The sequence below is a fragment of the Nesterenkonia sp. YGD6 genome (assembly GCF_022565895.1).
Taxonomy (GTDB): Bacteria; Actinomycetota; Actinomycetes; order Actinomycetales; family Micrococcaceae; genus Nesterenkonia.
In genome coordinates, this window is sequence record NZ_JAJOYY010000001.1 from 237,555 (window position 1) to 251,381 (window position 13,827).

Annotated in this window: 15 protein-coding genes; 7 read left to right on the forward strand and 8 right to left on the reverse strand. The window is 65.2% G+C overall.

What is annotated here, in order from left to right; translation table 11 throughout:
* The first annotated feature begins 204 nt into the window (after positions 1-204).
* The 3 genes from LTI14_RS13190 (at position 205) to LTI14_RS01130 (ending at position 3,134) form a co-directional block, all read left to right on the forward strand.
* On the forward strand, positions 205-1,446 hold the full coding sequence (locus tag LTI14_RS13190; RefSeq protein WP_241475368.1) for a sensor histidine kinase: 1,242 nt from the start codon (positions 205-207) through the stop codon (positions 1,444-1,446).
* Between the two features lie 41 nt (positions 1,447-1,487).
* Positions 1,488-2,114 carry a response regulator gene (locus LTI14_RS01125; RefSeq protein ID WP_241475370.1) on the forward strand — a complete coding sequence of 209 codons (627 nt, stop codon included), beginning with the start codon at positions 1,488-1,490 and terminating at the stop codon, positions 2,112-2,114.
* An 87-nt stretch (positions 2,115-2,201) separates the two neighbouring features.
* Positions 2,202-3,134, forward strand: a complete 933-nt coding sequence (locus LTI14_RS01130) for a cation diffusion facilitator family transporter (RefSeq protein ID WP_241470033.1) — start codon at positions 2,202-2,204, stop codon at positions 3,132-3,134.
* 75 nt (positions 3,135-3,209) lie between these two features.
* On the opposite strand, the gene LTI14_RS01135 is transcribed toward LTI14_RS01130, so the two are convergent.
* From LTI14_RS01135 to LTI14_RS01155, 5 genes are all read right to left on the reverse strand, one after another.
* Entirely contained in the window at positions 3,210-3,584 is a 375-nt protein-coding gene (locus LTI14_RS01135) for a hypothetical protein (protein WP_241464188.1), read from the reverse strand.
* A 91-nt stretch (positions 3,585-3,675) separates the two neighbouring features.
* Positions 3,676-4,587, reverse strand: coding sequence for a non-homologous end joining protein Ku (gene ku / locus LTI14_RS01140; protein WP_274615744.1), 912 nt, complete (start codon positions 4,585-4,587; stop codon positions 3,676-3,678).
* A 243-nt stretch (positions 4,588-4,830) separates the two neighbouring features.
* Positions 4,831-5,058: a hypothetical protein gene (locus LTI14_RS01145; protein ID WP_241470035.1), complete on the reverse strand. Its 228-nt coding sequence runs from the start codon at positions 5,056-5,058 to the stop codon at positions 4,831-4,833.
* A gap of 143 nt (positions 5,059-5,201) precedes the next feature.
* Entirely contained in the window at positions 5,202-6,089 is an 888-nt protein-coding gene (locus tag LTI14_RS01150; RefSeq protein WP_241475374.1) for a serine hydrolase, read from the reverse strand.
* Positions 6,079-6,957: a serine hydrolase gene (locus LTI14_RS01155; protein WP_241475376.1), complete on the reverse strand. Its 879-nt coding sequence runs from the start codon at positions 6,955-6,957 to the stop codon at positions 6,079-6,081. The genes LTI14_RS01150 and LTI14_RS01155 overlap by 11 nt, the downstream gene beginning before the upstream one ends.
* A gap of 184 nt (positions 6,958-7,141) precedes the next feature.
* On the opposite strand from LTI14_RS01155, the gene LTI14_RS01160 reads away from it, so the two are divergent.
* Complete coding sequence (locus tag LTI14_RS01160; protein ID WP_241475378.1) at positions 7,142-7,834, forward strand: hypothetical protein; 693 nt, start codon at positions 7,142-7,144, stop codon at positions 7,832-7,834.
* 82 nt (positions 7,835-7,916) lie between these two features.
* On the opposite strand, the gene LTI14_RS01165 is transcribed toward LTI14_RS01160, so the two are convergent.
* From LTI14_RS01165 to LTI14_RS01175, 3 genes are all read right to left on the reverse strand, one after another.
* Complete coding sequence (locus LTI14_RS01165) at positions 7,917-8,774, reverse strand: dihydrodipicolinate synthase family protein (protein ID WP_241475380.1); 858 nt, start codon at positions 8,772-8,774, stop codon at positions 7,917-7,919.
* Between the two features lie 21 nt (positions 8,775-8,795).
* Complete coding sequence (locus LTI14_RS01170) at positions 8,796-9,506, reverse strand: hypothetical protein (protein WP_241475382.1); 711 nt, start codon at positions 9,504-9,506, stop codon at positions 8,796-8,798.
* Positions 9,507-9,645: 139 nt separating this feature from the next.
* Positions 9,646-9,963: an XRE family transcriptional regulator gene (locus LTI14_RS01175; protein WP_241464178.1), complete on the reverse strand. Its 318-nt coding sequence runs from the start codon at positions 9,961-9,963 to the stop codon at positions 9,646-9,648.
* Positions 9,964-10,049: 86 nt separating this feature from the next.
* On the opposite strand from LTI14_RS01175, the gene LTI14_RS01180 reads away from it, so the two are divergent.
* From LTI14_RS01180 to LTI14_RS01190, 3 genes are all read left to right on the forward strand, one after another.
* A complete protein-coding gene (locus tag LTI14_RS01180; protein WP_241464177.1) occupies positions 10,050-10,382 on the forward strand; it encodes a cupin domain-containing protein in 333 nt (110 codons plus the stop codon).
* An 85-nt stretch (positions 10,383-10,467) separates the two neighbouring features.
* Positions 10,468-11,166 (forward strand): 8-oxoguanine DNA glycosylase OGG fold protein, encoded by a 699-nt coding sequence (locus LTI14_RS01185; protein ID WP_241464175.1) that lies wholly within the window; start codon positions 10,468-10,470, stop codon positions 11,164-11,166.
* Positions 11,167-11,298: 132 nt separating this feature from the next.
* The gene (locus LTI14_RS01190) at positions 11,299-13,782 is read left to right on the forward strand and encodes an ATP-dependent DNA ligase (RefSeq protein ID WP_241475390.1); all 2,484 of its coding nucleotides are present in this window, start codon (positions 11,299-11,301) and stop codon (positions 13,780-13,782) included.
* The last annotated feature ends 45 nt before the right edge of the window (positions 13,783-13,827 follow it).

Below are 13,827 nucleotides of genomic sequence, written 5' to 3' on the forward strand. Positions count from 1 at the left end.
TGATGATCTTGCTCTCCAGAATCCTGGAATCAGGCCGCTCAGGGATCGTGTGATCGGTTGATCCCGCAGGTCCCTTCGGTGGACGCCAGGCTCAACCGAATGGTTGATCCGGCGGAGAGTCCGCCTCGGTACGATGATCAAGTGGACGACCACGGCCCACGAGCATTGTCACTTGTCGTGGAGCAGTCGAGGAGGGCATCGCTGGTGGGAGAGGTCTCCACGCCCGACATCCTGCGTGGTCTGAGGATCAGCCTGCATGTCAGCTTCGCCGCCCTGCTGCTCATCGGAGTGCTGCGCGTCGTCGTCGGCATCCGTTCTGCCTTCGGGGGCGAATGGCTCGTCGTCTCACTCAGCATTCTGCTGGCGTGCATCTACGTCATCGGAACCGCCTGGGAAAGTCGGTTCGCACAAGGTCAGACCAGCCGCAATCCCCGACGCTTCGTGCTGCCGTGGCTGGCCGCAGTCACCCTCGTGTGGGCGGTGATGACGCTGGCCAGCCCCGACTTCTCCTGGGTGGCGTTCCCGCTCTTCTTCCTCTACCTGGTCGTCCTGCCGACAGGACCGGCGATAGCGAGCATCGTGGGTCTCACCGCGGTGGTGATCGTGGCCCAGTTCATGCACGCGCCGTCGGGTGATTTTCATCTGGCAATGGTGATCGGGCCATCCCTGGGAGCCGCCTTCGCCGTGGTCGTCGGCTTCGCCTACCGGGCGGTATACCGAGACAACGAACGCCACCAGCGAACGATCCGTCAGCTGCAGGCAGCTCGTCTGGAGCTTGCCGAGCAGGAACAGGAGGTGGGGCGCGCAGCCGAACGGGAACGACTGGCCCGCGAGATTCACGACACCCTCGCCCAGGGACTGTCCTCGATCGTGCTGATGACCCGCGCCGCACGGCAAGAACTGGAGAATCAGCACCCGGACAGGGCCATTGCACGCATCGACGTGATCGAGGAGACGGCGGCAGAGAACATGGCCGAGGCCCGACGTTTCGTGCGGGATCTGAGCTCACCCGCCCTGGACTCCGATCTCCTCACCGCCCTTCGCGAGGTATGCACCCGGACTGCCGAGCGGGCGCACGCCGAGGGACAGGAGCTGCAATGCAGGCTTCGAAGCGAAGGCGAGCTGCCTGACCTGCCGCTGAACCACCGTGCGGTGTTCTTGCGTGCAGCCCAGTCGCTGCTCGGCAACGTCGTGGCCCACGCGCGCGCTCACACATCCGTGGTCACTCTGCAGGTCTGGCCCGATGCGGTCTCATTAGACGTGGTTGACGACGGGATCGGCTTTGCCAACGACGACGACGCCCAGCTCGAACGACAGGACGCCCCCAGCTACGGACTGGCCAAACTCGCGGCGCGCGCTCGCGAGCTCAACGGAGCACTGACCGTCGAGTCGGCTCCGGGCAAGGGCACTGCGGTGAACATCCGACTTCCCCTGGAGGGCCAGTGACACCCGGACCCACGACACCTGAACCCACGACACCCGGCCCCATGACGCAGGTGCGCGTCCTTCTCGTGGATGACCACCCCGTGGTCCGCTCAGGGGTGAAGGCGCTGCTGGAAGCTTCAGGGAAGCTGCGCCTGACCGCTGAGGCCGGCACCGGTGAATCCGCGTTGGAGATCCTCGCGGTCTCTGCCCAGGAGGTGGATGTGGTGGTCATGGATCTGCAGATGGGTGCAGGCATGAGCGGGGTCGAAGCCACGAGAAGGATCACCGCGGAGCATGACCTTCCGGTGCTGATCCTGACGACCTTCGACACTCAGGCGGACATCGTGGCCGCCATGGGTGCCGGCGCGATCGGCTACCTGCTCAAGGACGCACCGTCGGAGACCGTGCAGCACGCGGTGCTGGACGCCGCGGCGAGGAAATCCGTGCTGTCCCCCTCCATCACCGCGCAGATGATGAAGCGACTCGCGTCACCGGCGACGGCGCTGACTCCGCGTGAGATCGAGATTCTGCAGCAGCTGGCCACCGGAGCCACCAATCGTGACCTGGCCCGCGTGCTCTTCATCTCGGAGGCCACGGTCAAGACACATCTGGTCCACATCTACGACAAGCTCGGCGTGGAGAATCGCACGCAGGCCATCGATCGAGCACGCACTCAGCACATCATCTGACCTGGCCATTGCTAGGCTGACTGCGCTTTATCGCGGTCAGCAGCCCTCTTCTCGGGCCTTCCTCATCTATGAAAGGGCTTCAACGCCGTGCGTACGGAACAACAGGCCTTGAAGGTCTCCCTGGTGGGAGTCCTGATCGTCTCTGCGCTGGGAATCGGGTTCGGCGTCGTCTCCGGATCGTTCGCCATCCTCTTCGATGGTGTCTTCTCGCTGGTCGATGCGGTGATGTCAGTCGTGTCGATCACTCTCGCGGGACTCATCGCGAAGTCGGCATCCAATGCGCTCTCGAAACGGACACATGATCGATTCACCATGGGTTTCTGGCATTTCGAGCCGATCGTCCTGGCGGTGAACGCCCTGCTGATGATGTCGGTGGCCGCCTACGCACTCTTCCAAGCGATATCCGCTCTGCTGACGGGTGGCCGTGATGTCGAGTTCGGCCCCGCGGTGGTCTACGCCGCCGTTGTAGTCGTGTTGACCCTCGTGATCGGGTTCATCGAGCATCGAGCGAACAAGAAGCTCGGCTCGGCTCTGGTCGCGATGGACGTGAAGGGCTGGATCATGGCCGGAGGAGTGACCGGAGCTCTGCTTGCGGCCTTCTTGATCGGCATGCTGATCGAGGACACCGACGCCGAATGGGCGATGCCCTATGTCGATCCAGCGGTGCTGGCGATCGTCGCTCTGATCCTTCTTCCCATGCCGTTCTCCACATTGCGCAGGGCCCTGGCCGAGATCTCCCTGGTGACTCCACCCGAGCTCAAGAGACAGGCCGAGGGAGCAGCCCAGGACGTCACCGAGTCAGAAGGCTTCACCGACTATCGGGTCTACGCCGCGCAGCAGGGACGAGCGCGCACGATCGACGTCGTCTTCTACGTCCCCACAGGCATGGGGCTGCGATCCTTGGAGGACTGGGATCGCATCCGTGACGAGACCCGAGCGCAGCTGGACGGTGAGGATCCGCACAGTTGGATCACAGTCTCCTTCACCACGAAGACACCACCTCCGCAGCCGCAGCCCTGAGAACACCCTCGCCGCTTCTGCCCGATCGAGCAGAAGCGGCGAAGAGAGACCCAGCAGAACCGTCCGGGGAGATTCCTAGATGAAGCCTGGCACGAGGACCGCCACCAGGACGTTCACTGTCGCAAGGATGCCGGCCGCGTGGGTCAGCTTCTCGCTTGCCCGCTGGTTGTTCTTGCGGGACTTGCTCGCGGCGATCTCCAATGTCGCGACCACGGCGAGGGAGACCAGCAGCTTGATCCCGATCTTGAGATGGTTCACATCGGCGCCTCCCCAGAGGTCGGCGGCCTCGCCCAATGCGACGATCAGCAGGCCGCTGAGAAGCAGGATGCGGCCGCCCCAGACCATGACTGGCCAGGGTCGTGGCTTGCGAAGGACCACGAAGTACCCGCCGATGACGGCAGCCATCGCGAACAGGTGGGCCAGGACGCTGAGGTCGTAGATGATATCCATACCTCCAGCCTATGGAATGAGCCAGAGGTTCAGGCGCGCAAGGTGTCAACCGAATGGTTGATCTTCACGGCACTGACGAGCCGGAGCCTGATCAACTGGCCTTCTTCTTCTGGCTGGAGCCGCTGTCCTTCGAGGAGTTCTTCGAAGAACCGCCCTTCGCGGAACCCTGAGATCCCCCACCTTTGAAACCCTCAGACTCCCCAGCACCCTTCCCCGAGCTCTTCCGCCGGGAGTCCACCGACTGCTTCAGCGCCTCCATGAGGTCGATGACGTTGCCGTCGCCGTCGTCCTCATCCTCGACGTTGCCGAAGGTCGCGTCGGTGTCGATGTCCTCCCCGTGGGCGAGCTTCTCCTCCACGAGCGTGTGCAGCTGGTCCTGGTATTCGTCCTTGAACCGCTCCGGGTCGAAGTCCTCGGCGTAGGCGTCCACCAGCGAGGTGGCCATCTCCTGTTCCTTCTTCGTCAGCCGCGACTTGGGGATGTCGAACTCCGGTTCGCGCAGCTCATCGGCCCAGCGCAGCCCCTGCAGCACGATCACGTCCTCACGGACCCGCAGCACCCCGAGCCGGGTCTTCGTGCGCAGCGTGAACGTCACGATCGCCACTCGGGAGGACTCCTCCAGGGTTCGACGCAGCAGCACATAGGCCTTCGCAGACTTCCCCGCGGGCTCGAGGTAGTAGGACTTGTCCAGCACCATCGAGTCGATCTGGTCCTCGGGTACGAACTGCTCCACCGCGATCTCCTTGGAGTCGTCTGCGGGAAGCTCCCCGAGCTCCTCCTTGGTGAGCACGACAGTGGACTCGCCTGAATCGTAGGCCTTGTCGATGTCCTTGTAGTCGACCTTCTCGCCGCAGACCTCGCAGTGGCGCTGGTAGCGGATCCGCCCGCCGTCCTCGTCATGGACCTGATGCATGGACAGATCGTGGCTCTGCGTGGCCGAATACAGCTTGATCGGCACCGTCACCAACCCGAAAGACACGTCTCCAGACCAGATCGCCCGCATGGGTCACTCCTGAGGTTGTTCGTCATGGGTTCTTCGTCATTGCTCTTGGGCTAATGACATCACAGCCGTCTGGGTCCGGACAGATAGAGCGGACGACGACGGCGCGGGCTCGGCTGGGAGACGCGGCGGCGGCAGGGGAGCTGGGCCAGCAGGTAGGCCGCGATGAGCAGCATCTGAATGCACCCACACACACGGAGGGGCACTGCCGATGATCGGCAGCGCCCCTCCGTGGAAGTCTGAGATTCAGCGCTTCTTGCCGTTGTTCTCGTACTGCGAGAGCGCCAGGCCCAGTCCGAAGAGTGTCGGCGCCCACTGGCCGACGAAGATGCCCCATCGGTCTGCCTGCGGCTTGGAATCGTCATTCTTGTAGCGGGAGAGCGCCCAGCTGCCGAAGGACAGCCCCACTGAGACCAGTGCGGCGTTGTAGGCGTGCTCGGAACGTAGACCCAGATTATGCAGTGTCGTCAGCATGTTGACTCCTCAAGAACATCGTTGTCAGTACCCGGACAAACTCGGCACCTGACTTCAACGTATGGTCGCCGCCTGGTGACTCCATGTTTTTTACCTCCGCCTAGGCTTTGCACGCCGGAGTGCTAAGCCTTAGCGTGCAGCGGTCAGCTCAGCGCGGAGTGGTAGGCCGCCAGGCCCAAAGTGCCCAGCACGGCCGAGACGTCCCGTGGGGATCGAACACCAGCCGACGACGGCGGCAGGTGGGCTGCCAGATGCACCCACTCCCCTGCGTGGTTGGGCAGGGAGAGCACTGAGCTGTATCCGCGCTGCGCGCCGGCGGCGGTGAGCTCCCAGCCCGAGAGGGTCTGGTGCGGCACTCGTTTCGGCCCGAAGCCTGGGAGCGCCGCGGCCAGGCCGGCGGGTTCGAAGACCTTGCCCATCCAGCCGTGGAGCCGGTGACGGGTTTCGGAGGAGACTCCCCCGGCTGCGGCTGGACCGTTCCCGGTTTCGCCCGGGGTCCCGAGCGCACGCAGCAGCTGCAGGTTTGCGGAAGCAGTCGTCTCACCGACGAGCCCCTCGCCCCATGATTCATCGCGCTCCAGGCCGGTCAACCGAACAGCGTCGAGGCCCAGCTTCGCGACCAGGCTCTGGGCTTCGTTGAGCAGGTCGACTCCCTCGGGCGCGGCGAAGTCCAGCAGCGCGAGCACACAGGCGCCGTCGCCGGTGGAGAAGACCAGTTTCACCGCGTCGTCAACACTGAGCGTCAACTCCCCGGCCATCAGTCGCAGCGTGCCCGAGCGGGCTCCGACGCGGTGATCAGAGGTCACCGTGAGCGGACGCCCGAGGAAGCCCCCGTCCCCCTCGGCGAGGTGGGCCAGGGCCAGGCCGAGCAGCAACTTGCCCGTGCCTGCCAGGTCGTGCGGTTCATCCGCCCGGGATTCGGCACCCACCCCAGTAGATTCAGCAGACCCAGCGGCGCCCACGGCGAAACGCAGCTCCGGATAGGTCGCCGCACATTCCTCAAGGCTCAGCATCTTCACCTCAGCGACCAAGGGCCCACTCCTGAACTGCCAGTCCCAGCTCGGCGAACAGATCAAACGCCGCCACCCGCCCGGGGACCCCGGAGGGCAACACGGTCGGGATGTTCTCGGCGTAGGCCGCGACTGCTGCCAGAGGTGCACCCGACGCCGAGAGCGCCAGTCCCACCTGGGAGAGGCTGCGCAGCCCGCGCCCGTTCTTCTCCGCGAACCGGATCTGAGTACAGGCGACCCCCAGCGCCGGGGTGAAAAGCCCGAGCATCGCATCACGCGCGAACTCGCACAGCTGCTGCGACAGCATCAGCTCAGCGGCGGCGAGGTCATCCACGCACCCGCGGCCCAGCTGCTCCAGCAAGCGGGACTGATCCCGCGCCGTCGTCGTAGTGAGGGTGTCCAGTGAGTGGCTCCAGGTCAGGTCCCCGGTGCGGGGGAAGATCTCGCGGTGCAGGGTGGCGTGGAGGCCCATCCAGGCGCAGTAGTCGTTGACCCATTGCAGCGGGTCAGGCCGGACGGAGCCGATGGCCGCGAAGACCAGCTGGGTGCAGATGTTGTCCGAGGTGCTCATCATCTGCAGCAGGCAGTCGCGCAGGCTCAGCGAGATCCCAGCGGAGAGGCTGCGCATGATCCCGGCCTGGACGCCGTCCTTCATCTCCTCGGTGATGACCGAGCGGTCTTCCAGGCTCAGTTCGCCGGTCTCCACCAGTGCGAGGCAGGCCAGCAGCACGCTGACCTTGCGAGTGCTGAAGGAGGCGGCGGCGCGGGTCGAGTCCTGGCCGATGATCTCGCCGGTGCCGATCGCGCGGATCTCCCAGGACAGCGCGAAGGGCTGGTCTGCGGCCAGGCGGGTGATCGCGGCTTCGAGCTGCTGCAGCTGCTGCTCCACAAGACTCCTCATCACCAGGCCTGCCGGACAGCCCCAGCATAATCGCGACGTGGGACGTGGCCGCCACGCTCAGCAGGGCACTCCATACCGACGAGAATCGAATTTGGGAGAGATAGGCGAACCCCGCGTGCGAATTCCTGTGTATCTAAGCTCCTTAAGTGTCGAATTAATCTTATCGTTGGCGATGAAAAGCAGTGATAATATTTTCGTCATCAGTCATTCAGGGGTCACTTTGATCTTGATTATCTTGGTGAACGCGATTCTCAGTCCCTGGGGCCGAGCCGTGCCACCTCTGTGGTTGTGTTCCTGGATGACACCCGTCGCCTATGAGGATGAGTCAACTTTGAAGCCCCATGTTTTTGCCGTCGCCGCCCTCGCCCTGAGTCTCTCTGCCTGCTCCACCGGCACCGATGAAGGCGAGACCGGAGCTGCAGCTCAGGAAGTCACCACGGAATCCGAAGCTCCTGAGCCGGCAGACTCCGCTGACGCGCCTGAACCCACTCAGCCGGTGGAATCTACCGAGTCTCCCGAACCCACGGAGCTTGAGCCCTCGGAGAACGAGCAATACGTCGAACTCTTCGTGGATGCACTGGAGGCTCTGGATATCGAGTACAGCGAACCCGAACGGGTGGAAGCCGGGATGCTGTCCTCTGCCTCCTACGACATGACAGTCAACGGATCCAGCTCGGGAATTCAGATCTTCGATAATGAAGAGGTTCAGGCCTCCTGGGTGGAGGCCAGCAACTCACTCGGTGGGGTCTCCGTAGTCGTCGACGGGGCGGCCCTCTCGCTCAACTCCTCGGAAGGGATTGCCGATTCTGTGGAAATTGCTCCACAGATCGCAGAAGAGGTGGGTGGCACCGCCCACGGTCACTGAGCCCTCGGTGCGACAACTTCGGTAGGTCTCAGGGCGGGCGGGAGTTCCCGGCGGCGAGTGCGAGCTCGTGGTCAGGCCCGCCTCACTCTGTGAGCTGCAGCTCCTCGACAACCTGCGCCACCCGTGCCCGCGCGGAGCGTCCAAGGCCCTGGACCGGGCGAGGAAGACACTCGGCGGCGACCAGGCCCAGGTGTTCGGCGATCGCCGCGGTGACCCGGTAGCTGCCGTGTTCGGCGAACAATGTCCAGAGCGGTTCCAGTCGGGCGAATTCCGCGAGCGCCCCGGCGTGGTCCCCGGACAGTGCGGCGCGGGTGACGGAGTACCAGGCGTCACAGCCGGCAATGAGACCGCGGGCAGCGGCGCCGTCACCCGAGACACCCACGGTCACGGTAGCGGGGATATGGGCACGGATCCTCTGCACGCGGTCCGCCGCCGCACCGGGCTCAGCCGGGACGCCGGGGATCTTGATCGACGCCACCTGGGGCGGGGCAGCGATCAGGGCGTACAGCTCATCGGTGAAGCTGACATGGGTGGTGCCGGGATTGTCATAGACCACCAGCGGTACAGACAGCTCGGCGGTGACGTCTTCGAAGAGCCCGTAGACCTCGTCATCGCTGAGCGGCTGATAAGTCGCCGGGGCCAGGAGAACGGCACTGGCGCCGGCGTTCTGGGCGTCCTCGGCGAGCCGGTGAACCTGGGAGGTGCGCAGGGCGCCGATGCCCACCATCACCGGCACCGAGCCGGCATGCTGCACTGCGACCTCCGCGGCCTGACGTCGTTCCTCCCTGTCGAGGTACATGTAGGAACCGGTGGAGCCCAGCGCGGTGATCGAGTCGACGCCGGCTTGCGCCAGGTGTTCGATCAGACGGGCATAGGCCGGCGCGTCGAAGGCATCATCACGCAACGGAGTGTGCGGGAACGCACTGAGGCCGGTGAACATCGGTGCTCCAATCATCGGGGTTCACGCGTGCCAGGCGATGCGGGCGGCCCCGTAGGCAGGGGCGCGGACAGCCCGCAGCCACGCCGGCACACTCAGGCCGGTGGGCGGGTTCGCGACGGGTCGGAATCGCAGTGTCGGGTCATCGGACCCGGCAGGATCGTTCGAACGCTGGGACGGCTCCCCGGAGGGCTCAAGGGATATCCCACCCAGGCCCCACCATGGTCCCGAGTTTGGAGAGTAGGACAGCTGGTAATGGTCGTGCGGCTCCGGGTCGAGTCGGAAGACGATATTCCCTTCCACTCCGGTCAAGGGGAACATGGTGGTCAACGGGCCGGCTCCCGCCGAGGTGCGCAGCTGCAGGATGTAGCGCGTGAGCCTGCCGGTGCCGGTGGAGGCGAAGAGCAGGTCCGCCTCGCCACCGTAGTGCCCGCCGCCGGGGATCCTCACGGCCAGCCCGATGATGTCGGGAAGCTCTACAGGCCAGGAGGCAGAACGTGACAGCCGTGCGATCAGCGGCGTCTCCCCTGCTGCGTCGAAGAGCGCGGAGCCTGTGGTGCCGGGGGTGTCGATGATGAGCCTGCCCGGGACGACCGTGCCCACTGAATGGATGGGGCGATTCCGGCGCAGGGCACCGAGCACGGCGAATCCGACTCCAGCAGCGACGCCCACGGCGCCGAACACCGCGGTGCCACTCACGCGTGCAAGGTTGCTGGGTGTCTTCTCTGTGCCCATGGTGCGACTCTACGCCGGTGTGTCGAGCGGGTGAGCGGTGCTCTCCACCTGACCGCAGGTGGGGAAGGGCTCCCCGGAGGCGTGTCATAGGTGATTCGCCTCCTGCGGAACGCGCTGCCGAACTAGCTGCGAGTACTATTTAGATGTCGTCCTCGTAGGCAGGTCCGCCCTCGCTCTCCCAGCGGCCCAACTGACGAGCCTTGGAGGCGTTGTACTTGCGCCGCACCCCGTAGCCGCCCTCGTCGTCCTCATCGAAGAAGACGGCGCCGAATCGCTCCAACGCCGCCCGCAGCTTCTTTTTGGCTTCTGGGTCCAAACCGGATCCGCGGTGTTCGAAGTCGCGGACCCTCGCGGGCTCGAGCGAGGCCTCCTCACTGATCTCTTCGACGGACACCTGTGTGAGCGCGCGAGCTGCCCGGGCCAGGTCTGGGGTCAGCGGAGCGAGATATCGTTTCATCTTCCCAGTGTGTCAAATACCACACCTTTCGGGAATGGCCATGAGAATGGCATCGCCGTCACCCTCAAGAGATCGGAACAAGCACCATGCAGAAGACCTCACTGATCGCACTGGCACGGCATGAACTTGAGCAGGCTCGTAAGGCGTCCAGCGGCAGGAGCGCGAAGACGGTGTTCGGGGGTCATGAGCATCAACTGCGGCAGACTCTCATCGCCCTACGGGCAGGTGAGGAGCTCTCCGAGCACGAGAACCCCGGGGAAGCCACCTTGCAGGTGCTGGAGGGCCGAGTCTTACTGAAATCCGGTGAGGCGTCCTGGAACGGATCACCCGGAGATCTCCTGACCATTCCGGACGGACTGCATTCGCTGGACGCCGTCGAAGACGCCGTCATCCTGCTCACGGTGGTCAAGCAACGCTGAACGCAACTCCGCGAAGATCAGGCTGAATCACCTCACCGTCCGGCAGGTGGGGGCCGCGGCCCGCTGGGCGCATTAGGGTTGGATCATGATCAATGAAGACGCACGACTGCCCCAGGACATCCTGCACGCACTGCCCGGCTCCAACGCGGTGATGAAGCACGGCGTTGATGTCGACGCTGCCCGCTGGCGCGCCGAACTCTCCAAGCGCGGACTCCCCACGCTGACCGGCATGCTCGGCAGCCTCGACAAGGTCTCGCTGACCCGCCGCGACGTGTTCGAGATCGGCGACCGCGAGCGCACCGCCGACAACGCCTTCCAGCTGTTCTATTACTCGCTGTCATGGGGTCTCGGGCCCAAGGTTCCGCGGCTGCACCACCGCCTGGACAACTTCGCTTCCCACCGCGACGAGGCCTCCGAGCTGCTCGTCAACGCGTGGAACTCGGTGCGCAACGGCGACTCCGCCAAGGACGCCTTCAGCATCCTGACCACCGACGACGGCGCCGGCCGGATCCCGTGGTTCGGGCCCGCCTTCTCCACGAAGTTCCTCTACTTCGCCCAGGGCGCGGCCGCCGAGCCGAAGCTGGTCAGCCTGGACCGCGACGTCGCCGCGAACCTCGCGCGCGACGCCTGGCCCGACGCGACCACCGACGTCTGGGTTCCCGAGGTCTACCAGCAGTACTGCACGCTGATGACCGAATGGGCCGACGAAGCCTCGCAGGACTCCTCGGTGGACCGCACGGTCCGCGCCGATGAGATCGAACTGGCAGTCACCCGCCGGGCATAAGACATTCCCCTCTTGAGGGACACCACTGTGGCGGGCGCTTCTCGACGCAAGCGCCCGCCACAGTCATGTCATGACCCGGCGCAGATTAGCCTTACTCAGCCTACGCCCAGCCTCCCCCACCAGGGTTGACCCATGGCAAGCAAGCGGCAGCAGACTGTCACGGTCGCCGGTCACAAGCTGCGGCTCTCCAACCTGGACAAGGTCCTCTTCCCCGCCTCGGGCACCACCAAGGCCGAGGTCATCGAGTACTGGCAGACCGTGGCCCCGGTGATGCTCCCGCACACCAGGAACCGCCCGGCCACCCGCAAGCGCTGGCCCGATGGCGTCGGGTCAGAAGAGAAGCCCAATGAGCCGTTCTTCCGGAAGAACCTCGAGGACTCCGCCCCGGCCTGGGTACCGCGCGAGGAGCTGGAACACTCCGATCACAGCAACACCTACCCGCTGGCGAATGAACCTGCCGTGCTGGCCTGGTTCGGGCAGGTCGGCGCCCTGGAGGTCCACGTCCCGCAGTGGCGGTTCAGCCCGGACGGTGAACCGCAGAACCCCGACCGGCTCGTCCTGGACCTGGACCCAGGTCCCGGCGCGGACCTCACCGACTGCGCGCGGGTGGCCCGCTGGTGCCGCGAGATCCTCGATGAGATGAACCTGCCCTCGGTCCCGGTCACCTCCGGCTCCAAGGGCATCCATCTCTACGCCGCGCTCAACGGCAGCTACACCTCCGAGCAGGTCTCCCAGGTGGCCCATGAGCTGGCCAAGGCGCTTCAGGCCGACCACCCGGATGAGGTGGTCAGCGATATGAAGAAGTCCCTGCGCCAGGGCAGGGTGCTCATCGACTGGTCACAGAACAACCGCAACAAGACCACCATCGCCCCATACTCGCTGCGCGGCCGCCCCGGATCCATCGAGGGTCCTCATGTCGCCGCCCCGCGGACCTGGGAGGAGCTGGAGGATCCACACCTCGCGCAGCTGGACATGCACCAGGTGATGGAACGCATCGCCTCAGGTGCTGACCCCTTGGCAGACTTCACCGCCGACGACGACGCCGCGGACGTCCTGCCGCCTGCCCAGGACGCGCTTTCCACCTACCGGTCCATGCGCGACGCCTCGAAGACTCCCGAGCCGGTCCCCACCGACTCTCCCGCCGCCCGGACCGGAGATCCGATCTTCGTGATCCAGGAGCATCACGCCTCCCGGCTGCACTATGACACCCGGCTCGAGCACGACGGCGTGCTGGTCTCCTGGGCGGTGCCGAAGGGCCCGCCGCTCAAGAGTGGTCAGCAGCGGCTGGCGGTGATGACCGAGGACCACCCGATCGAGTACGCCGAGTTCGAAGGCACCATCCCGAAGAACGAGTACGGCGGGGGTGAGATGTCCATCTGGGACTCCGGCACCGTGAAGATCGAGAAATGGGAGATCGGCGAGGGCAAGACCGGGAAGGTGGTCTTCGTCCTGAGCGGCGCACCCGAAGGTGGGCTGGGCGGGGTGCCACGGCGCTACGCCCTGGTCCAGACCGATGAGGCCGGCAAGGACTGGCTTATGCGGATGACCAAGGATCAGCCGCCTGCTGGCAAGCGCGCCGAAGAGAGCCCTGCGAAGCCGTCATCCGAGTCGCCGGGGAAAGCCGAGAAGACCGAGGAGTCAGCCGCCGCATCTACGAAGAAGTCAGCGTTCCCAGACCCACTCCCCTCCCCCATGCTCGCCTCCCCCGGCAAGCCCACCGACATTCGCGGCAACGGGTGGGTGCTGGAGGGCAAGTGGGACGGCTACCGGGCGATCGCCGCGGTCCACGCCGATGGTCGCGTGGAGATCCGCAGCCGCAACGGCAAGGACTTCACGCCCACCTTCCCCGAGCTGGGCGAACTGGCGGACCTGGCCCCAGCGGGAACCGTGGTCGACGGCGAGATCGTCGCGCTGAACTCCGGCTCCCGGCCCGACTTCGGACTGCTGCAGCGTCGCGGCAAGCTGAGCAAGCCCAAGGAGATCGAACAGACGGCCAAGAAGATCCCGGTGCACTTTATGGTCTTCGATGTGCTTTCCACCGCCGAGCACGGTGACCTCACCGCTGAGCCCTATTCGCTTCGTCGGGAGATTCTGGAACAGCTCGCCGAGAGCGGAAAACACGTGCAGGTCCCAGGCGACCTGGGTGATTCCCTGGATGAGGCCATGGAGGTCAGCCTGGAACTCAAGATCGAAGGACTGGTGGCCAAACGCACGGACAGTCCCTATCGCTCAGGGCGGCGCTCCGAGGACTGGCTGAAGCTCAAGCACGAGAGCCACGCGGATGTGGTGGTCATCGGCTGGCGCCAGGGCAAGGGCGGGCGCGCGAAGACCTTCGGTTCGCTGCTGCTGGGCATGACCGACGACGACGGAGAGCTCCACTACGCCGGACGGGTCGGCACCGGCTTCAGCGATGTGGAACTGACCGATCTCCGCGGCCAGCTGGAGAAACTGGTCCGCAAGACCGCCCCGGTGGATGACGTCCCAGCCGAGGACTCTTCCGACGCCACCTGGGTGACTCCGAAGCTGTCCGCGGAGGTCCGCCATTCCGGAGTGACTAGGGATAACCGGCTGCGCCACCCCACCTGGCGGGGCGTGCGGGTGAAGAATGGACCCTGAAATCGGATCAGCGTGGACGCGCTGTACTCAGCACCTCTGATCCGT